Raw genomic sequence first — 22313 nt, forward strand, 5'->3', positions numbered from 1 at the left:
TTATGAACTAAAACGGTTTTTATTCCAAAAGCGGCATTAACAACCGAAACTGTTGTCACGTCCATCCATCCATTAATTTATTGTCACGCCACGTGATTTAACGCCCACTAATGGTTCAAACTAGTTAAAAACCATCTGGTCTCGCTGAGCTTTTTGAAAGCAGGGCCTTGTTAGCGCCTGTGTTCATGACTGTGATTAAGCCAACAAGTATTGGTTGTGCGAAGTCAAAAAAGGTTTTGATACCCGAACATAAATAATTGAGCCCAATCTCACCATCAGGCGTTTTGATGATTCTATTTTTTGGACATTCCCCCCAGCACAAGTTTAAGTGGGGGCATCGCTTACAATATTCGGGAAGGCTGTCTCGTTTTGACATGCCAAACCCTTCTTGGCGAACAGATAGAGCCATGTCTGGTAAATCTTGATCGTTAATGTTGCCTAGCTTGTATTCTGGATAGACGAAATGGTCACAGGAATATATATCACCTGTGTGCTCTATAGCGATGGCTTTACCACAAAACTCTGAAGTAACGCACAACTGGCTTGGTTTCCCCATTGTTTGAGCAACCGCTGTTTCGAACAGATTCACCATGACGCGACCAAGATCGTTATTGATCCACTCCTCAAAAGTTACTTTGAGAAAATTACCCCAATCATCAGGATCAACGGACCAATCTGTGACGATAGACATGACGTTACCCGGGCGCGCCTCAGGGCTTCCAAGGAAGGGGACTGCGGCATCATTAAAAAATTGAGGTGCAGCTGACTTAAAGTTTTTGGTCTCTACAACAGGGGTGAACTGGATGTAGCTTACCTTCAACTCGTCGACTAAAAAACGATATACTTCGATAGGGTATTTGACGTTATGGCGATTAACGGTGACAAGAGCGTTAAATTTGACGCCATATTGCCTCAGCAACTCTACTGCTTTCATAACAAGATGAAATGTCGGTTTGTTACTGCGGGTTACTCTATACTTATTGTGGATACTTTCCGGACCATCTATTGAAAGTCCCACCAAAAAATTGTTCTGAGCTAAAAATTCACACCACTCTTCGTTAAGTATAATACCGTTAGTTTGTAAGTCGTTATTTACCGTGATTCACTCTGCGGCGTATTTTTTTTGTAGAGCGATGACTTTTCTAAAAAAATCTAAGCCCAACAGAGTGGGTTCTCCTCCTTGCCAAGAAAATGCGACTTCATTTGAGTCCTGGCTAGCAATATATTGTTCAATGTACCTCTCGAGCAGTTCATCACTCATCCTTGGTTGCTTGGGCTGATGAAGTAGACCCTCTTTGTGCAAATAGAAGCAGTATTGGCAGTCTATGTTGCACTTAGCTCCGCCGGGCTTAGCCATGACGTGGAAGCGTCTGACATGACCTTTGTCTGCTTTAGCTGTTTTGAGAGGAACAACATCCAACTCTGTCGTATTTCTAGTGAGATATTTACTCATGGATATCCTCAAATTAAAGCCTAATCAGTGCAATGACGTGATTAGGCTATTTCTTTACACTATTATTCTAGAGTTTATTGCTGCGTTTTCTTCATAGCATCCTCTATGACTTTAGTCATATCGAAGGTGGACCCACCCTGGGTCGGTGGATACTCAACCAAGCTTTTGACGTGTTCAGAAACCATTTCCGATGCTGGAGCGAGTAGCCATGACATTTTCTGAATTAAATGCCCATTTGCATCGATTGAATCAAAGCTCTCAAACGGATCTGCTCTTAGGTTGTAGATTTTTGGTTTTGAAAGTGGCAATAAGTTATCGTAGTAGTTTTCAGCAATAGCAAAGTGGAATTTCCAAGGTCCGATTCGAATGGCTGAAAGCTGATCTTCGAAATAGTAAAAGATGGACTGTCTCGCAGAGGATTCATTCTTTCCCGTCCAATATGGCAGGTTGTCGATGCCATCGATATATTGTTTTTTCTCTTTTATCATCTGCTCTTTGACGCCTTTCACACCAGCAGCAGAAGCCAGAGTTGTAAACAGATCTTGGTGGCCCTGTATGCCGTTGAGAACTTGTCCAGAAGGAATTGTGCTAGGCCATCTCACCATCAACAGAACCCGAACGCCGCCCTCATAGGTTGTCATTTTCTCGCCCCGGAATGGTGTTGTGCCACCGTAGGGCCAAGATGAATGATCAGGGCCGTTGTCAGTTGTGTACAAAACGATAGTGTTCTCAGTAATCCCACGTTTATCTAGCTCATCAAGTAGATAACCAATATCATGATCATGTTGAAGCATGCCGCTTCCGTGATAGTCGAACTCACTGGTATATTGCTCCGCTGCATAGCGCCACTTGTCGTTCAAACGAGTGTAAAGGTGCATGCGACTGGTGTTGATCCAAGTGAAAAACGGCTTGTCATCTTCAATTGATTTATCAATAAACTTCAAGGCAGCTGGTATCATTTCCGCCTTATCGAAATCTTTCATTCGTTCTTGTCCAAGTGGACCTGTATCCGTACACCTTTGTTTGCCAACCACACCAAATCTTGGATCCACTGTTTTGTCATCTTTTTCGTCAGCGAAACAATGCAATACACCTCTTGTACCAAACTTTTTCGCGTAATTTTCAACAGAACCGGAGTATGCTTTGGCAAAGTTTTGGTAGTCTCTTTGTTCGTGCTCCTCTTGGGTGTTTAGGTGGTATAGATTACCAAAGAATTCATCAAATCCATGTACGGTCGGAAGAGCGAAGTTATGATCACCAAGGTGATTTTTGCCAAATTGGCCGGTGGCATAGCCAACACGCTTAAGGACTTCTGCTAATGAAGGAGAGCCCGCTTTCATTCCAAGTGATCCCCCCGGCATAGCGACGGTGGTCATCCCTGAGCGAATAGGATACTGGCCAGTAATGAAGGCAGCTCTCCCAGCCGTTGAGCTTGGCTGAGCATAGTGGTCGGTGAACTTGATCCCTTCGTTAGCGATACGGTCGATGTTGGGGGTCTTGTAACCCATTGTGCCCATACCGTAAGCGCTTACGTTCTGCCAACCAATATCGTCACCGAATATAACAACTATATTGGGTTTATCTGCTGCATTAACCAAATTGGGGAGCATGGCTCCCAAACTTGCGACAAGTGGTTTTAATCTCATAATAAATTCCCTTTTCACCCACTTTCAGAGGTAATGAACTGTTTTATATACCTAAAAAAGCATAGATTTACATCTAAAATTGTCAAATACGTTAGTAAAATAATCTCGTTCTGCTGCGTTAAACTTAATGTGGAAGAAAAGTTATGAATTCCGACGCTTTGCGAACTTATTACAATTCTGATTTTCTCGGATTAGTTTTTGGTACTTTAGATGGAATAGTGCGGCAAGTTCTTACGTTACGTGACTTCACGTTTTTAGTTGAGGGGGCATTGAAAAAACTGATAAGTCCGCTTACAGCTTGTAAAGAGTTAGCCACTATATTTCATTGTGTTACTCTCTCGAGAAGTGATAGCAACGTTCTGGATTCTGCGTCTTTAATTCGTTTGGATGCATACTTTGTTTTGAGTGTTATTTTTACTTAATAACCTTTCTTTACATAATTCAATTTGGCTTTGGTGGCGGGTATCGATAGTCTAAAACAATGAGAAAAAACGGGCCTGCCTATTGGTATTGCCTGTTTTTTTTGGTTTTAATATTAGGGCTATGTTCAAAGTGTTTGGGTATAGTCTTTAATAAAGGCTTGGATGAGTCTTTTAAAGTTAGTGTGATCCAATAGCGATGAATATTCGTTTAGATTGGGTTATAGAATATTTCCAATAGATCTGAATGCTTTGTTTAGGACAGATAAGAGCGAAACCGATGAATAAAGACAATAAAAAATACGGTGTATTGTTAGTAAACCTAGGTACGCCTGATGCACCGACGGCTGCTGGAGTGAAACAATTTCTATCTCAATTTTTACATGACCACCGTGTCGTCGATATGACTCGCTGGTTATGGTGCCCTATTTTACACGTTGTAATTTTGCCGATTCGCTCACCGAAAGTTGCTAAATTATATCAATCTGTTTGGATGGAAGATGGCTCACCATTGATGGTGTATTCAAAACGCCAACAAAAAGCATTAACAGAGATACTTCAAGTCCCTGTTGAACTGGGTATGACTTATGGCAACCCGAGTACTCAGTCTGGTTTAGAGCGCCTAAAGCAGCAAGGTTGCGATAAGGTTTTAGTTTTACCGTTATATCCTCAGTATTCAGGCACTACCACAGCCGCCGTATTTGATCGTATTGCGAAAGATCTAAAGTCAATATCGTATATCCCAGAGTTGCGCTTTATTAATCACTATTTTGATCACCCTGATTATATTTCAGCGTTAGCCGAGTCAGCTAAAACTGTGTGGGCTGAAAAAGGCGAGCCTGATTACTTATTATGTTCATATCACGGTATTCCTAAACGTTATGCTGATAATGGCGATCCTTATCCAGATCATTGCAACGGTACGACGGCATTATTAGCGAAACTGCTTGAGATGCCACGTGAAAAAATGAGCATGAGTTATCAGTCTATTTTTGGACGTGAAGAATGGTTAAAACCGTATACTGAAGGCACGATAAAATCATTGGCAGAGAAAGGCGTAAAACGTCTTGATGTGATGTGTCCTGCGTTCTCTGTTGATTGTTTGGAAACCCTTGAAGAAATTGCCGAAGAGTGTAAAGAAGTCTTTATTGAGTCGGGTGGGGTAGAATTTAATTTGATCCCTTGTCTTAATGACAGCCAAGCACATATAGCAATGATGGAAAACTTGGTGAAACAACACGTTCAAGGTTGGGAATAATCAGTTTTATTCTGTAACTTATATTGACGGTAACGTTTACGCTCTCATTTGTGTTGATATATCTCAAAACCAATGAGAGCTTTTGCTTTTATGTTCTATATTCTGTGATAGAATTCGCAAAATTTACAACTTGATAGCGCATAGACATGAAATTTCCAGGCCAACGAAAATCTAAGCATTACTTTCCAGTACATGCTCGCGATCCACTTTTAAGTCAAACGAAACAAGAGAAGCGTCTTGCACGTACTCATGTTGTAGGTATTGACCAAACATTGGTAGATATTGAAGCTTATGTGGATGATGAATTCCTGGAACGCTATGAGTTAAGTAAAGGCCATTCTTTAGTTATTACTGATGAAAAAGCAGAAGCGCTATATCAAGAGTTAAAAGAGAACAATCTTGTAACTCATGAATTTGCTGGTGGCACGATTGGTAATACGCTACACAACTATTCTGTGTTAGCTGATGATAAATCTGTTCTTTTAGGCGTGATGAGTAAAGACATTGAGATCGGTAGTTACGCGTACCGTTACCTTTGTAATACATCAAGCCGTATGGATATGAACTATCTTCAACCTGTTGATGGTCCTATTGGGCGTTGTTTTGCTCTTATTTCAAAAGATGGTGAACGTACGTTCGCTATCAACGAAGGTAAGATGAACCAACTTGAACCTGAAAGCATTCCTGAAAATGTATTTGAAAATGCCTCTGCGCTTGTGCTTACCGCTTATTTAGTGCGTTGTAAGCCTGGCGATCCTATGCCTGCAGCAACAATGCGTGCCATTGAATATGCAAAAAAATACGATGTGCCAGTGGTATTAACATTAGGTACTAAGTTCGTTATTCAAGACGATCCACAATGGTGGTGTGACTTCCTTCGCGATAATGTAACTGTTGTTGCTATGAATGAAGATGAAGGTGAAGCATTAACCGGTGAATCTGATCCACTTGTGGCAGCAGATAAAGCATTAGAGTGGGTTGATCTTGTTCTTTGTACTGCAGGCCCTGTCGGATTATATACCGCAGGTTACACCGAAGATAACGCTAAGCGTGAAACAAGCTTACCGTTACTTCCTGGTGATATTGCTGAATTTAACCGTTATGAATTTAGTCGACCAATGCTTAAAGCTGCGTGTGATAATCCAATTAAGGCATACTCACACATTGCTCCTTACATGGGCGGCCCTGAACGTATTAAGAATACTAACGGTGCAGGTGATGGTGCACTTTCAGCATTACTGCATGATATGTCTGCAAACCGTTATCATAAAGAAAATGTGCCGAACTCGAGTAAGCACCAACATTCTTTCTTAACATATTCGTCGTTCTCACAGGTTTGTTTATATTCAAACCGTGTAAGCTACGAAGTATTAGCACAGTATTCCCCACGTTTATCTCGTGGTTTGCCAGAGCGTGAAGATAGCTTGGAAGAAGCATACTGGGAACGTTAAGTTTCTTATGAATATAAAAAAACCGCCAACATATTTTCATATTTGGCGGTTTTTTATTATCTGCAGTTTAGATCAAAATTACTTTTTATAAGCTTCGTTATGTACTGCCGCAATAGCACGACCTGATGGATCCGCTGCATTCTTAAAGCTTTCATCCCATTCAATCGCTTTTGCGCTTGAACAAGCAATAGATGGGCCACCAGGAACACATTTTGCTGCGCTTTCTAGTGGGAATAGCTCTTCAAAAATCTCACGGTATGCGTAAGCTTCTTTGGTTGTTGGTGTGTTGTAAGGGAAGCGGTAAGCCGCAGTTTCTAATTGCTGATCCGTCACTTTCTCTTCTGCCACTTCTTTTAGTGTATCAATCCAGTTGTAGCCTACACCATCAGAGAACTGCTCTTTTTGACGCCATGCAATAGATTCAGGTAGGTAGTGTTCAAAACACTCACGTAAGATATGTTTTTCCATCTTACCGTTACCACACATTTTGTCTTCAGGGTTTAGACGCATTGCCACATCGATAAATTCTTTATCTAGGAATGGTACTCGACCTTCAACCCCCCATGCTGCTAGCGATTTGTTCGCACGAGCACAGTCAAACATGTTTAGAGCAAGCAATTTACGCACGGTTTCTTCATGGAATTCTTTCGCGTTTGGTGCTTTGTGGAAGTATAAGTAACCACCAAAGATCTCATCAGCCCCTTCACCTGACAGTACCATTTTGATACCCATCGCTTTGATTTTACGTCCCATTAAGAACATTGGTGTTGAAGCGCGAATAGTTGTCACATCGTAAGTTTCAATGTGATAAATCACATCACGGATTGCATCAAGGCCTTCTTGAATGGTGTATGTCATTTCATGGTGAACGGTACCAATTTTATCAGCAACTTCACGAGCAGCTTTTAAATCAGGCGCGCCTTCAAGACCCACGGCAAAAGAGTGAAGTTGTGGCCACCATGCTTCAGATTGGTCATTATCTTCAATACGCATTGCAGCAAAGCGTTTTGCCACTGCTGATGTAATTGACGAGTCTAAACCACCAGACAGTAAGACACCATAAGGTACATCTGTCATTAACTGACGTTTAATAGCGGCTTCTAGTGCTTCAGTTAATTCTTCTTTGCTGGTTGAGTTACCTTGTACGGCTGCGTACTCATTCCAATCACGGTTATAATAACGCTGTGGCTCTGCATCAGCACTACCGTAGTAAGAACCTGGAGGGAATTCGCTCACTGTTTTACACACAGGCACCAGCGCTTTCATTTCTGATGCAACATAGTAGTTGCCGTTTTCATCAGAGCCTTGGTATAGCGGAATAATACCAATGTGGTCACGACCAACAAGGTAGGTGTCTTTTTCTTCATCATAAAGAACAAAAGCGAAAATACCGTTAAGTTCTTCAAGTAACTCTTCGCCCATATCTTGGTATAGCGCAAGAATAACTTCACAGTCTGAATCTGTTTGGAAATCGTATTTGCCTTCATAGCGAGCACGGATTTCTTTGTGGTTGTAGATTTCACCGTTAACAGCAAGGATTAACTTTTTATCTGGGCTATAAATGGGTTGAGCACCACTGTTTAGACCCACAATCGCAAGGCGTTCATGCGCAAGAATGGCATGTTCTGATGCATAAATACCTGACCAGTCTGGGCCACGGTGACGAAGCTTTTTCGACATTTCTAATGCAATAGGACGCAATGCTGCTGCGTCGCTCTTAATGTCTAGGATCCCAAATACAGAACACATAGTAATACCACTCCAACGTTATCTTTTTATATCCATAAATCTTAGAAACACGGATGTAACCAAAAGGTTTTTATAATGAAAACAAATATTTCTTTTTCTGTGTGCCTCTCTTTGATTGTTAAAATTGCGTATTCTGAAGTAAATTGCAATAAAAAATCTTCAACCCATTAAAATAAAACGGATAAGGTGAATATTATTCAGTTAAATTACCTTTTACTGAATTAAATCTATTGTGTGTGGCTTTTTATTTAAAAAAAATAAACAGTGTTGTTACCACTGTTTGTTTTTTGATGCGAAATAAGAGGGCGTTCTTATAGGGTTATGATTTGATTGCTGTTATGTCAGGCTTTAAATGATCACATACATTACGAGCAAAACCACTGCCTGCCTCATTGAAGATGTTGAATACAGCATCAATACCTTGTTCATACAATAACTCTTCATCATCATTGTACTGAGCGATTGCCGCAATTTTACCTTGGAAATGACGGGTTTTAATTTGCTCTAAGGCATAAACATTCGCCTGACTATGAGGCATTGCTAATAAAATAAGCGTTATGCGTTCTTTACTTATCACCCGCGCCCAAAAATCAGGGTCAGTCGCATCGCCCTGAATAACATTGCGTCCTTCTTTACGTTGTTGCTCGGCGGATTCCTCTCGGGATTCAACGCCGATGATTTGCTTGCCGTAACGCGCTTGTAACTCATCATATGCACCAGTGCCTATTCGACCCATACCAAGAATCAACACTTTTGATTGCCCGAGATCGATCAGTTTGTCATCGGCGTTGAGTTTTTCTGGTTCAAATTCTTTTAGCCATTTTGATGCTTCAGTATAAAGTTTATGGCTCATGCTATTGAGAGGGGCTGCGAGCAAAAATGAAAAAGAGACAGCAATGGCGATAGCCACTAAAAAAGTACCCGGTAATAATCCGAGCTTATAAGCCACACCACCGACAATCAAACCAAACTCGCTGTAATTGAATAGTGTTAACGTCGCGAGCATTGAGGTACGGACACGGTAACGACATAAATGGAATATGCCGTAATACAACATACCTTTAAGCGGTAATAAGAGTAGTAAAACAAATGCCATCAGCAACCCATTAAGAGTTGGGGTTTCTGACAAGCCAATATTTAAGAAAAAGCAAACAAGTAGCAACTCTTTAAAGTTAAAAAGTGATTTTGCCATTTCGGAAGACTTACTGTGTCCTGCCATTAGCATCCCGATCAATAGCGCTCCCAAATCAGGCTTCATACCAACCAGTTTAAATAACCCAGCACCGAGCACTAGCGCAAGAGTAATGGCATAGAGTACTAGTACTTCACCGTGACCTGCTTTGTCTAAGATCTTATATAGGATAGGGCGTAATAACGGCAGAGCGAAAAGCCCAAGCGCATACACTTCTGGCATTTTTCCACTTGAGATAGTCAAGAATATAACGGCGAAGATATCTTGCATAACCAGAATACCGATAGAGACGGTACCATACTTTGCATTTAACTCGCCTTTTTCTTGTAACAGCTTAATGGCAAATACTGTACTTGAAAAAGAAAGGGCAAATCCGATGAGGATAAGTTGGCTTAACGCCATGTCGCTGAACATGGTTAAACCAAGCTGTTTTAATACCAATAAACAGAGGGTAAATAAGGCTGTTGATAAGAGGTTATGTAAAGTAGCGCCACCCCAAACTTCTTTTTTAAGTAAGGATTTCACATCCAGCTTTAAACCAATGGTAAAAAGAAGCAGCGTCACCCCTAAGTTAGCTAAGGTTTCTAATGTAGGTGTAGAAGTAAAGCCAAAACTTTTGAGAGCAAAGCCTGCAATAAGGAAACCCACAAGAGGGGGGAGTTTGCACCTTAGGGTAATAAAACCAATGACAAAAGCGGTAAGTATGTAGATAAATTCCATATCTTGTACAACATCCTTGCAAGATAACAGTCTGGATAAATAACATTAAGCCGGATCAAATTAGGGGCGTATTAGTTTAATACGCCCCTTTGTTCTGAATTAATGTGGTGTTGTGATTAGTCTTCTAGAAGGAGCTGTAATAATACACCGTTTAACATGGCGCGTTTGATCATGGAAAATGCACCTATAGTTGGCTGGTTATAAAGTTCAGATGCAACAATCGGTAAGCCATGATGAAATCTTGAGAGTGATTGTGTTTCAACACAACGACGGATTGCAGGAAAAACAATGTCTTGTGCTTGAGTAATATTGCCCGCCAGAATGATTTTCTGTGGATTAAACAAGTTGATTGTCATTGCTAAGGCTTTACCGAGCTGATTACCCACTCTGATCAGTGCTTGAGTTGCCAGTTCGTCCCCCTTAATTGCCGCATCGCAAATAGCTGGCATGGTGAGATCTTCTAACTCTTGTAGTGAGCTTGGATAGCCTTGATTGAGCAACTGTTGAACATGTTTAACTATAGCGGGATCGGCCGCTACTGTTTCTAAGCAACCAAAATTACCGCATTGGCATTTATCGCCTAAAGGATCGATTTGAATATGGCCAATCTCGCCAACGTTACGGTTAAAGCCCAAGAATACTTGACCATTAACAATAATACCTGCACCTGTACCGTTGTGAACACTGACTAAAATTGAGTCTTTACAGTCGCGACTTGCACCGAAGTAATGTTCAGCTAAAGCTAAGCCTCGAATATCATTACCGACAAAACAAATAACACCGAATTGCTTTTTAATAATGTCAGCTAATGGAAAGTCATTAATATCAATATGTGGCATATATTCCACAATACCATGCTCAGGGTTAACTAAGCCGGGGAGCGTAATACCAAATGCAACCAGTTCTTTCATTACATTTTGGTTATTATTGATAAAGTTTTGGATATGCTCAAGTAAGCCGTCAACTAAGGCTTGTTGGCTGGTATAAGAAAATGGGTGTGCGGTTCCAGTTATATGGTTACCACTTAAATCATAAAGGGTTATTTCAATATAATTCCGACCAATACGCACCGCAATAGAATGAAATGCTGCTGATTCAGTTGTCAGCGATATTGCCCGTCTACCGCCGGTTGACGCTTGTTGCGCGACCTCTTTTATTAGGCCACGCTCAAGTAGTTGGCGGGTTATTTTAGTAACACTGGCAGGAGCAAGCTGACTAACATCAGCCACCTGAATACGTGAGATAGGGCCCTGCTGGTCAATCAAGCGATAAACAGCTGCACTGTTTAGCTGTTTTACAAGATCAACATTACCAATTTGTCCGCCTGTCATAATTAGCTCTGTTTGTATTCACCATTAACAACTGTCGCCTGAACATTATAATCGCGATCAAACACAGTAAGATTTGCTACCATGCCTTTTCTAATAGCCCCAAGTTTCTTGTCTACACCAATAGCGCGAGCAGGATAAAGAGTGGCCATACGAATCGCTTCGTCCAAGGCGATACCTACATGTTCAACACTGTTTTGAATCGCTTCAATCATCGTCAGTGCAGAACCACCAAGTGTGCCTTCTTCAGTTACACACATGCCGTCTCGGTAATATACCTTTGTCCCAGTAAAAAGAAAGCTATCGATGTTTGCACCTGCTGGAGCTGTGGCATCGGTCACTAAAACTAAACGCGTATTCTTCATTTTATGAGCCATGCGAATATTTGCATAGTCAACATGGTAACCATCAGCAATAACGCCTGTATAGATTTCACTGCTATCGTAAATAGCACCAACTAGACCTGGCGAACGACCTTCTACTGGACTCATCGCATTGAATAAATGCGTAGTAAAACTAATACCGAGATCAAAGCCTTGTCTTGCTTCCTCGTATGTTGCATTACTGTGTCCCGCTGAGACCACAATACCTGAATCAATCAGTTTCTGAATATGTTCAGGTGAATTCAGTTCAGGAGCGAGAGTGACTTTAGTTATAACATCTGCGTTTTCACATAAGAAAGTAATCATCTCGTTACTAGCTGGACGAATGAAATCTGGTCGGTGAACCCCTTTCTTTACAACATTAATGTAAGGGCCTTCTAGGTGTAGGCCTAATGCTTGATTGTGGTATTTTTCTTGATAATCACGAATAGCTGAAACTGCACGTTTCATGTCTTCGTCAGGAGAGGTGATAAGTGTAGGGAGAAAACTAGTACAACCTGATTTTAGGTTGGCTTGGTGCATAGTATCAATGGCTTCTGCGGTGGTTTCATTATTGAACATCACCCCACCACAACCATTTAATTGTAAATCAATAAAGCCAGGGGAAAGGTTTGTACCATGAAGATCGATAGTGTCGATGCCATCGAGTAAATGATTAATCGGGCAGATTGCATGAATGTTCACGCCGTCAATAATGACGGCGTGGTTATTCAGCACTTCGCTACCGGTAAAAATATTACAGTTGGTAAGCGCGTACATGAATATTCCTTAATAGGATTAAAGGTGGTTAATATTTTCCGCTTCAAGCTCTTGGAAGTACTTAACTGTCTTCACTTTTAGCTCTTGAGTTGATGGCTCATCACAAACAATCATTGATTTAGGGTGTAGCTGGAGTGCAGATACAGTCCATAGGTGATTAACACTGCCTTCAACCGCAGCTTGTAGTGCCTGTGCTTTGTTGTGGCCAGTGATAAGGATCATTACTTCTTCAGAATCTAGTAATGTACCCACACCGATAGTTAGTGAGTATTTAGGTACTTGGCTGATGTCGCCATCAAAGAAACGAGAGTTAGCAATACGCGTTTCTTGGGTTAGCGTCTTGATACGTGTACGAGATGCTAATGATGATGCTGGCTCATTGAAAGCAATGTGACCGTCGTTGCCTACACCACCCATGAATAGGTTGATTTTACCGTAAGATTTGATCTTCTCTTCGTAACGCTGACATTCAGCAGCGTGATCTGCTGCGTTACCATCAAGAAGGTTGATGTTTTCTTCTTGAATATCAACGTGGTTAAAGAAGTTGTTGTACATGAAGTTACGGTATGATTCTGGGTGATCAGAAGCCATGCCAACATACTCATCCATGTTGAAAGTAACCACATGTTTGAAGCTTACTTCACCAGCTTGGTATAGCTCGATAAGACGTTTGTAAGTTGCAAGTGGCGTGCCACCAGTAGGTAGACCCAATACAAATGGACGCTCAGCTGATGGTTCGAATTTATTGATACGATCTGCGATGTAGCGAGCTGACCATAAACCAACATCTTTAGCGTTATTTAGCGGGATTAGTCTCACGTTGATACCTCGTTGAAGAAAGTTAAAACAGGAAAAATCTTAGCGACATAGCGCCTTTGTTTCGAATGATAAAATAAGTTTTATGATCGAGCTAGCAAAATCACTCACTTCTAACCCCCGTCGGTGATTGAGATCACAAATGGTGAGCTTTTAATTTGCGGGGCGAAATTAATTTCTTAAACTGCGAGTAACTTAATACGGATAGCTTAAAACAGTTATTTAATTACATCTAAGAAAACCATAGGGGGAACTAAGGGTGAATATTCTTGGATATTTTCAAAAAGTAGGTAAGGCATTAATGGTGCCAGTTGCAGTACTTCCTGCAGCGGCAATCTTAATGGGTATCGGTTACTGGATTGATCCGACTGGCTGGGGGGCAAATTCTGCATTAGCTGCTTTCTTGATCAAGGCAGGCGCGGCAATTATTGATAACATGTCTGTACTGTTTGCAGTTGGTGTTGCATACGGTATGTCTAAAGATAAAGATGGTGCAGCAGCACTATCAGGTTTTGTTGGTTTCCTTGTGGTAACAACGCTTCTTGCACCAGGTGCAGTCGCGCAAATCCAAGGTATTGACCCAAGCGCAGTACCAGCTGCATTTGGTAAAATCAATAACCAATTCGTAGGTATCTTAGTCGGTATCGTGTCAGCTGAGTTGTACAACCGTTTCTCAAGCGTAGAACTACATAAAGCATTAGCTTTCTTTAGTGGCAAGCGTTTGGTACCAATCTTAACATCTGTTGCTGGTATTGTTATTGCGGGTATCTTGATGTTTGTTTGGCCAACAATTTACAACGGTCTAGTACATTTTGGTGAAAGCATTCAAGGTATGGGGTCTGTAGGTGCGGGTATCTACGCATTCTTCAACCGTCTTTTGATTCCTGTAGGTCTTCACCACGCACTAAACTCAGTATTCTGGTTTGACGTAGCAGGTATTAACGATATTCCTAACTTCTTAGGTGGCGCGAAATCTATCGCTGAAGGTACAGCAACTCCAGGTGTAACTGGTATGTACCAAGCTGGTTTCTTCCCAATCATGATGTTTGGTCTACCAGGTGCGGCACTTGCGATGTACCACACTGCGAAAGCGAAGAACAAAGAGCGTGTAGCATCACTACTAATCGCTGCTGGTTTTGCATCATTCTTCACAGGTGTTACTGAGCCGCTAGAATTTTCATTTATGTTCCTTGCACCTGTATTATACGTAATTCACGCAGCACTAGCGGGTCTATCTGTATACATCGCTGCATCAATGCAGTGGATTGCAGGTTTCGGTTTCTCTGCTGGTCTAGTTGATATGTTCTTGTCATCACGCAACCCACTAGCTGTTCAGTGGTACATGCTGATTGTTCAAGGTATTGCATTCTTCTTCATCTACTACTTTATCTTCCGTTTCGCGATTGTTAAGTTCAACCTTAAAACGCCTGGCCGTGAAGACGACGACGAAGAGACTTCATCAGTTGCAGGTTCTGCAGAAACTGGCGAGCTAGCTAAGCAGTACTTAAAAGCACTGGGTGGTCACGGTAACCTAGAGAACATCGATGCTTGTATTACACGCCTACGTCTAACGTTAAAAGACAGCAGCCTTGCTAACGAGAAAACGTTAAAAGCGCTAGGTGCTATGGGTGTAGTTAAGCTAGGTTCAAATAACCTTCAGGTTATTCTCGGCCCACTAGCTGAAATCGTTGCTGGCGAAATGAAGAAAATCCCAGCGTCAGAAGATCTATCTTCTGTAAAACTTCCATAATTACCTGAATTCTTGAGTAATTAAGTAATACCGCAAGACCTTTAATAAAACCGGCCTTATTATTTTCAAACATGGAATGATAGGGCCGGCATTTTGAGTACCCAACGTTTGGGCTCGTATTGATTTTCTCTTCACTTTTTTGAAGAGATATCGGGAGAAAGGAATATATCATGACTATTAAACTTACTGCGTTAGCATCTTTTATTACACTAGCGGTTACTGGTTGTGCAACTCAGGGAAATAATGATCAAACTGTAGTTAATAACCTAGCGTCAAACCTAGACCTTAACTACGAAGTCGCTATTCAGCATGGCGCAGAAGAAGGCTTGCCATGTAAAACTCTGGGTGCGGAATGGGCATCATGTGATTTGATTAATTTAACGCTGGAAAATAAAGGCCCAGCGGTGACGAATAAAGACTGGAAAATTTACTTCAGCAGTATTCGTCAAATCCTAGAAGTGCAGAATGAACAATTCAAAGTTACTCACGTAACAGGTGATCTACACACCCTAGAGCCAACAGATAAGTTTGATGGTTTTGCTGAAGGTGAAAAGGTTGTTATCCCTTACATCGGTGAATATTGGACTTTATTTGAAAATGATTACATGCCTCGTGCATACGTAACAGCAGGTAATACAGAAGCAAAAACAATTGTTAGCACAGATACAGTTAACCCTGCAGATTATTTAATGCCATTAAAAGGCGATCAATTTAAGCGTGTTAAAGCGGATAACAACGTATTAGCGACAGCAGAAACACGTTTTGAGAAAAACAGCGATGTAAACGTAGTGGCTTCTGAAGAAGTGGCTGGCACTATTTTACCTACACCGCTAAGTACTAAATTAACTGGCAATACTGTTTCTCTAGCTAACGGTATTAAAATTGAAAACTTCACATTACCTGCAGATATGATGACAGCAGTAGATGCTCGTTTAGCACAGCTTGGAGTGAACGCGCAGGGTGAATACCCAGTAAAATTGACAATTTTACCGGGCTTATTTAAGAAGGATCAGCAAATTGTTGGTGCTTATAAGCTAGACGTAACTAAGAAAGGCGCAACCGTTACTGGTTTTGATAACCAAGGTGCTTTCTACGGTATGCAGTCTCTGATCTCACTGATGTCTACCGGAGCAGATAACAGCATTCCAACATTAAATGTCTTGGATGCGCCACGTTTTGATTATCGTGGTGTAATGGTTGATGTGGGTCGTAACTTCCACTCTAAAGAAGCGATCCTACGTACGCTAGATCAAATGGCAGCGTACAAGATGAATAAATTCCACTTCCACCTGTCAGATGATGAAGGCTGGCGTATCGAAATTCCGGGTCTTCCAGAATTGACAGAAATCGGTGGTAAGCGTTGTCATGATTTATCAGAAACATCATGTTTGTTGCCTCAGTTAGGTTCAGGCCCAACATCTGAGAACGATGGTTCAGGTTTCTACAGCAAGCAAGATTACTTAGATATTCTAAAATATGCGAAAGCACGTGGTATCGAAGTGATCCCTGAAATTGACATGCCAGCTCACGCACGTGCAGCGGTAGTAGCAATGGAAGCGCGTTACAAGCGTCTAGCGGCTGAAGGCAAGGTGGATGAAGCGAATGAATATCGCTTGATGGATCCACAAGATACGTCAAACGTAACGACAGTACAGTTCTACGATAAGCGTAGTTTCATTAACCCATGTATGGATTCGTCTGCAAAGTTTGTTGATAAAGTCATTACTGAAATTCAAGCAATGCACAAAGACGCGGGTATGCCGCTAAATACATGGCACTTCGGTGGTGATGAAGCGAAGAACATTAAGTTGAATGCGGGCTTCCAAGATATTAACGCTGCAGAGCCAACAGCTTGGACGGGTTCTATTGATCAATCTAAGCAAGATAAGCCATACCAAAAATCACCAATGTGTCAGAAATTGATCGCAGAAGGTGTGGTAAGTGATTACGATCGCCTACCAAGCTACTTTGCTGAGCGTGTAAGTACAGTGGTGAATGGCAAGGGGATTGAGAATTTCCAAGCATGGCAAGATGGCTTGAAGTACTCGAAAGATGCGAAAGCATTTGAAACAGAGAACGTACGTGTGAACTTCTGGGACGTTCTATACTGGGGCGGTGGTGCATCTGCATACGAGTGGGCTAACAAAGGCTACGATGTTGTTGTATCAAACCCAGATTACGTATACATGGACATGCCATATGAAGTAGATCCATCAGAGCGTGGTTACTACTGGGCAACACGTGCAACTGACACTCGTAAGATGTTTGGTTTTGCACCAGAGAACTTACCTCAGAACGCAGAAACATCACTCGATCGTGATGGCAATGGTTTTGCAAGTAAAGGTACAGTTGAATCGAAAGGCTTCCACGGTCTGTCTGCGCAGCTTTGGAGTGAAACTGTAGGTAACGATGATCAATACGAATACATGGTATTCCCTCGCGTACTAGCAGCTGCTGAGCGTGCATGGCACAAAGGTGAGTGGGAAAATGAGTACCAAGCAGGTGTTGAATACTCACAAGACTCAAACCTTGTGAATAAGAAAGCTCTTCACTACGAGTGGGAGCGTTTTGCTAACGTTCTTGGTCAACGTGAACTAGCTAAACTTGATGCAGCAGGTATTCAGTACCGTGTACCAGTACCTGGAGCAAAAATTGAAAATGGTAAACTTGCAATGAACGTAAGTATGCCTGGCTTAGCGCTACAATACTCAACGGACGAAGGCAAAACGTGGAACACTTATAATGCGAAAGCACAACCAAGTGTAACGGGTAAAGTTGAAATCCGAGCTGTAAGTGCAGACGGTAAACGTTTCAGCCGTGTAACATCACTATAAGTTAAGATGTAAACACGCTTCAATTGTTAAAATATCAGCCGATGGAGGGCAACCTTCATCGGCTTTTTTCATTAAGTTAGGTAAAAATCATGGCAATCATATTAATGGTCATGTTTTTAATACGCCTAATTAGGGCATTAATGTATAGTGTCAGGATACAAACTCCGTTATTACGGGGTTTTTTTATCCATATCGACAAACAATGCATACTATTTGTTGAGTCATGAGCCATATTTATGGATCATATACAGTTCTCAATCCTGTAAGCACACGAGGTGTAATTGATGAGTGAATCTGAAGCTCGTCCAACTAACTTTATCCGCCAAATCATTGATGCGGATTTAGCAAGTGGCAAACATACAAGCGTACATACCCGATTCCCGCCGGAGCCGAATGGTTACCTGCATATCGGCCATGCTAAATCTATTTGTTTGAACTTCGGTATTGCTCAGGACTATCAGGGTCAATGTAATCTTCGCTTTGATGATACTAACCCTGAAAAAGAAGACATCGAATACGTTGAGTCTATTAAGAACGATGTTAACTGGTTGGGCTTTGAGTGGAGCGATGAGATTTGTTATTCATCAAACTACTTCGATAAGCTATACGGGTTCGCAATTGAATTAATTAATAAAGGCTTAGCGTACGTTGATGAGCTAAGTCCAGAGCAGATGCGTGAGTACCGTGGCACATTAACTGAGCCAGGTAAGCATAGCCCATACCGCGATCGTAGCGTTGAAGAAAACTTAGCTCTATTCGAAAAAATGAAGAATGGCGAAGTTGAAGAAGGCAAAATGTGTCTTCGTGCGAAGATCGACATGGCATCAGCATTTATGGTGATGCGTGATCCTGTGATCTACCGTGTACGTTTTGCGACTCACCACCAGACGGGTGATAAGTGGTGCATTTACCCAATGTACGACTTCACACACTGTATTTCTGATGCACTAGAAGGCATTACGCATTCTATTTGTACGCTTGAGTTCATGGATAACCGTCGTCTATACGATTGGGTTCTTGAAAACATCACTATCGATTGTACACCGCATCAGTATGAGTTTAGCCGCCTAAACCTTGAATACACTGTGATGTCTAAGCGTAAGCTAAACCAACTTGTGACTGATAAATTGGTTAATGGTTGGGATGATCCACGTATGCCGACTATTTCTGGTTTACGTCGCCGTGGCTTTACACCGGCATCTATGCGTGAATTCTGTAAGCGTATTGGTGTGACTAAACAAGATAACACCATCGAGATCAGCTCACTAGAATCTTGTATTCGTGACGATCTAAATGAAAATGCATCACGTGCAATGGCTGTCCTTGATCCTGTTAAAGTTGTAATTGAAAACTTTGATGGTGAAACAGAAATGCTGACAGTAGCTAATCACCCGAATAAACCAGAAATGGGTTCGCGTGAAGTGCCATTTAGCCGTGAGCTATACATTGAGCGTGAGGATTTCCGCGAAGAAGCGAATAAGAAATACAAGCGTTTAGTGTTAGGTAAAGAAGTTCGCCTACGTGGCGCTTATGTGATTCAAGCTGATCGTATCGAAAAGGATGCGGAAGGTAATATCACAACAATCTTCTGTTCTTACGATAAAGATACATTAGGTAAGAACCCAGCAGATGGTCGTAAAGTAAAAGGTGTTATTCACTGGGTATCAGCAGAAGCCGGTATTCCAGCAGAAATTCGTTTATACGATCGCCTATTTACAGTACCAAACCCTGGTGCGGCAGATGATTTTGTATCAGTGATCAATCCTGACTCTCTAACGGTTGTTAACGGTTTCGTAGAGCCATCATTGGGTGCTGCTGAAGCGGAAAAAGCCTACCAATTTGAGCGTATGGGTTACTTCTGTGCAGATAACAAAGATTCAAGCCCTGAGCATTTAGTCTTTAACCGTACAGTAGGTCTTCGTGATACTTGGGCTAAAATTGGTGACTGATAACTTTGCCACTAATTTTAGTTAAGAAAAGCCGCATTTTGATGCGGCTTTTTATTTTTACATTATTACATTGACTGAATGACTTACTGGTAACGTTGTCAGGAATATTCGTATTAATTTGAGAATAGTCTTCCTAACGGATTACCCATGTCGAGTCAAAGAAACTGTGGTTGTATAACCTTTGCTAATTGGTCTTTAAGGAGAGCTATTCTGAGAGGATTCTCGTTAAGAAAAGATAGTAGCAGAGAAGGTGAGGTTAAATATGCTAATGACTTTGAAAGTTGATTGTAAATAAAAAAGCCAGTGGAGATACACTGGCTTTTTTAAAATATTACTTTGGGTCGTGAAGTGTTTCATCTTCGGCGCAGTTGCCGTTTATGCAATGACCGTATAGGTATAGGCTATGATTTGTTAAGCGAACATTAAAGCTTTCTGCAATTTGTTTTTGACGATCTTCGATGATGTCATCTGAAAACTCGATAACTTTACCACAATCTAAACAAACTAGATGATCATGGTGGTGTTGAGTTGATAGTTCGAAAACAGATTTACCGCCTTCAAAATGATGTCGGGTGACAATGCCTGCATCATCAAATTGGTTGAGTACGCGATAGACTGTAGCTAGGCCAATTTCTTCGCCAATATCGATAAGTTTTTTGTACAAGTCTTCAGCACTGATATGTTGGCAATCAGGTTCTTGCAGTACTTCCAAAATTTTAAGGCGTGGAAGAGTAACTTTTAAGCCTGCTTGTTTTAGCGCATGATTATTATCTGACATCAAAATTTCCTATTGGCTATCCGCAAAGGTGTTGCAGTAGTCTTTCTCATTTATAACTATTATAAGTGACGCAACGATAACAATAAACCTTAAAAGCAGAGGAAACTAGGAGATATGTATAATTTCTAGTGTTTGAATGTATGTAAAATTTATGTAAATATAAACTCATCGTACCAGATGAGGTATTCACATTGTACAAAGTTTATAAACCCAGTATTGTAAAGTTTGCACTTAATCTATGGCCACCTTTCTGGGGAGCTGGCATCAAGATTGTTACGATCAGTGATGATTTTCGGTTTGTTAGAATAAAGTTGAAATTACGCTGGTGGAATAAGAATGCAAACCGTACACAGTATGGTGGAAGTATTTTTTCACTTACAGATCCTGTTTATTCTCTAATGTTAATGGGAATACTAGGTCAGGAATATTTTGTGTGGGATAAGCAAGCAAATATCAATTTCATCCAACCTGGTGATAGTGATTTAACAGCTGATTTTGTTATTTCAGAGCAGTGTATTGAAGAGATAAAGCAAGTAACAAAATCTGGAGATAAGTATTTTCCCTCTTTTACGGTGAATGTATTAAATGGCCGCGGGGAATTAGTCTCTCAAGTTGAGAGAACCTTATATGTAAGGAAAAAACCAGAATATCGAACGGAATCGAATGCGATATCTTGAGTGGAAATATCACTAAAAACACGTATAAAAAACGCGCTCGATAAGCGCGTTTTTTGATGCTCTCAATGTGATTAATCAGCAAGTTCTGCTAAGCACATTTCATCATAAATTTGCTCCACCCATTGCTTAACACGCTGTGCGGTAAGCTCTGGTTGGCGATCTTCATCAATACATAAACCGACGAAGTGGTTGTCATCAACTAGCGCTTTTGAAGCTTCAAACTCAAAGCCTTCTGTTGAGAAATTACCCACAACAGTTGCACCGCGACCTTCAACGATGTCACGTACTGTGCCCATCGAATCACAGAAATATTCTGCGTAATCCTCTTGGTCACCACAACCGAATATAGCAACAAGCTTAGTTGAAAAATCAACTTGCTCAAGCTCTGGGAAAAAGTCATCCCAATCACACTGTGGTTCACCGTAGTACCAAGTAGGAATACCAAGTAGCAATAGATCAAAATTGTCGATATCTTCTTTGCTGCTTTTTGCGATATCTTTTACTTCAACTAGCTTGTCACCAAGTTGCTTTTGAATCATTTTAGCGACAGCTTCGGTATTACCTGTGTCGCTACCAAAGAAGAGTCCAACGCTTGCCATAGTAGAGATTACCCGTATATAAATAGTTAACTGCTGTATCGCAGTTTACAGAAATCAGTAGAAACGGTGCAATGATAATTACTGTTTACTGACGTTTTGTGTGTTTTTTCGTCTAAACGGTAGCATTATCCGCAAGAACCAAGTGTTTAGGTGTTGATATAATCATCATAAGTTACACAATTAACGTTAATAATTAAATCCCAGTACCTTCTCAGCTTAGTTGAATAATACTTTTGGCTATCAATCCTGCACAGCCAAGGAATAAGACTAGCCAAACAATTTTTTGTCCAAAGGGAGGGACATTACCTTGCCTTTAAGACATTTTTATTGCCATAACTATAAAGAAAAAATAGAGGCAAAAATAAGATTGGCCCAATAGATTCAATTAAGCCCATGTATTTATAAAGCATAACAAATCCTTTTGATATATACCCGAGTAACCTCAAGATACTTGATTTTTAAAGTCGCTTAGGCATATCAATTTAATGAGACTATAGCATAGTTAAAAAAGGTATTTAACACTGTGGCTATGCAATATCTCGTTGTTAGTGA

The 22313-nt window shown here is 41.0% G+C and carries 14 protein-coding genes and 2 pseudogenes; 6 read left to right on the top strand and 10 right to left on the bottom strand.

All coding sequences use genetic code 11. The features are described 5' to 3' along the window. Nucleotides 1-124 precede the first annotated feature (124 nt). Both SKA34_RS17530 and SKA34_RS17535 read right to left on the bottom strand, forming a co-directional pair. Nucleotides 125-1453 (bottom strand): annotated as a pseudogene (locus tag SKA34_RS17530) (anaerobic sulfatase maturase). A 74-nt stretch (nt 1454-1527) separates the two neighbouring features. Next, a complete protein-coding gene (locus tag SKA34_RS17535) occupies nt 1528-3099 on the bottom strand; it encodes an arylsulfatase (protein WP_006646854.1) in 1572 nt (523 codons plus the stop codon). A 699-nt stretch (nt 3100-3798) separates the two neighbouring features. Here SKA34_RS17535 and hemH point away from each other — a divergent pair. After that, complete coding sequence (gene hemH / locus SKA34_RS17540) at nt 3799-4776, top strand: ferrochelatase (protein ID WP_006646856.1); 978 nt, start codon at nt 3799-3801, stop codon at nt 4774-4776. A 146-nt stretch (nt 4777-4922) separates the two neighbouring features. Further along, on the top strand, nt 4923-6227 hold the full coding sequence (locus SKA34_RS17545; protein ID WP_006646857.1) for an inosine/guanosine kinase: 1305 nt from the start codon (nt 4923-4925) through the stop codon (nt 6225-6227). A gap of 78 nt (nt 6228-6305) precedes the next feature. Here SKA34_RS17545 and asnB read toward each other — a convergent pair whose 3' ends face one another. From asnB to nagB, 5 genes are all read right to left on the bottom strand, one after another. Next, nucleotides 6306-7976, bottom strand: coding sequence for an asparagine synthase B (asnB, locus tag SKA34_RS17550; RefSeq protein WP_006646858.1), 1671 nt, complete (start codon nt 7974-7976; stop codon nt 6306-6308). Nucleotides 7977-8295: 319 nt separating this feature from the next. Next, complete coding sequence (locus tag SKA34_RS17555) at nt 8296-9888, bottom strand: cation:proton antiporter family protein (protein WP_039860807.1); 1593 nt, start codon at nt 9886-9888, stop codon at nt 8296-8298. A gap of 116 nt (nt 9889-10004) precedes the next feature. After that, nucleotides 10005-11219: an ROK family protein gene (locus tag SKA34_RS17560; protein WP_006646860.1), complete on the bottom strand. Its 1215-nt coding sequence runs from the start codon at nt 11217-11219 to the stop codon at nt 10005-10007. Nucleotides 11220-11221: 2 nt separating this feature from the next. Next, nucleotides 11222-12358, bottom strand: a complete 1137-nt coding sequence (gene nagA, locus SKA34_RS17565; RefSeq protein WP_006646861.1) for an N-acetylglucosamine-6-phosphate deacetylase — start codon at nt 12356-12358, stop codon at nt 11222-11224. An 18-nt stretch (nt 12359-12376) separates the two neighbouring features. Further along, entirely contained in the window at nt 12377-13177 is an 801-nt protein-coding gene (gene nagB, locus SKA34_RS17570; protein ID WP_006646862.1) for a glucosamine-6-phosphate deaminase, read from the bottom strand. Nucleotides 13178-13433: 256 nt separating this feature from the next. On the opposite strand from nagB, the gene nagE reads away from it, so the two are divergent. From nagE to glnS, 3 genes are all read left to right on the top strand, one after another. Further along, on the top strand, nt 13434-14924 hold the full coding sequence (gene nagE, locus SKA34_RS17575) for an N-acetylglucosamine-specific PTS transporter subunit IIBC (protein WP_006646863.1): 1491 nt from the start codon (nt 13434-13436) through the stop codon (nt 14922-14924). A gap of 170 nt (nt 14925-15094) precedes the next feature. Further along, a complete protein-coding gene (locus SKA34_RS17580; RefSeq protein WP_006646864.1) occupies nt 15095-17758 on the top strand; it encodes a beta-N-acetylhexosaminidase in 2664 nt (887 codons plus the stop codon). A 284-nt stretch (nt 17759-18042) separates the two neighbouring features. Beyond that, on the top strand, nt 18043-19707 hold the full coding sequence (glnS, locus tag SKA34_RS17585; RefSeq protein ID WP_006646866.1) for a glutamine--tRNA ligase: 1665 nt from the start codon (nt 18043-18045) through the stop codon (nt 19705-19707). A gap of 331 nt (nt 19708-20038) precedes the next feature. Here the strand turns inward: glnS and fur are convergent, their stop codons facing one another. Next, nucleotides 20039-20485, bottom strand: coding sequence for a ferric iron uptake transcriptional regulator (fur, locus tag SKA34_RS17590; RefSeq protein WP_006646867.1), 447 nt, complete (start codon nt 20483-20485; stop codon nt 20039-20041). 191 nt (nt 20486-20676) lie between these two features. Between fur and SKA34_RS17595 the strand changes: the two genes are divergently transcribed. Then, nucleotides 20677-21162, top strand: a complete 486-nt coding sequence (locus SKA34_RS17595) for a DUF4442 domain-containing protein (RefSeq protein ID WP_006646868.1) — start codon at nt 20677-20679, stop codon at nt 21160-21162. A gap of 71 nt (nt 21163-21233) precedes the next feature. Here SKA34_RS17595 and fldA read toward each other — a convergent pair whose 3' ends face one another. Then, nucleotides 21234-21761: a flavodoxin FldA gene (gene fldA, locus SKA34_RS17600; protein WP_006646869.1), complete on the bottom strand. Its 528-nt coding sequence runs from the start codon at nt 21759-21761 to the stop codon at nt 21234-21236. Between the two features lie 211 nt (nt 21762-21972). Then, nucleotides 21973-22171, bottom strand: a pseudogene (locus SKA34_RS23075) (DUF2788 domain-containing protein). Between the last annotated feature and the right edge of the window lie 142 nt (nt 22172-22313).

The organism is Photobacterium sp. SKA34, assembly GCF_000153325.1.
Lineage (GTDB): Bacteria > Pseudomonadota > Gammaproteobacteria > Enterobacterales > Vibrionaceae > Photobacterium.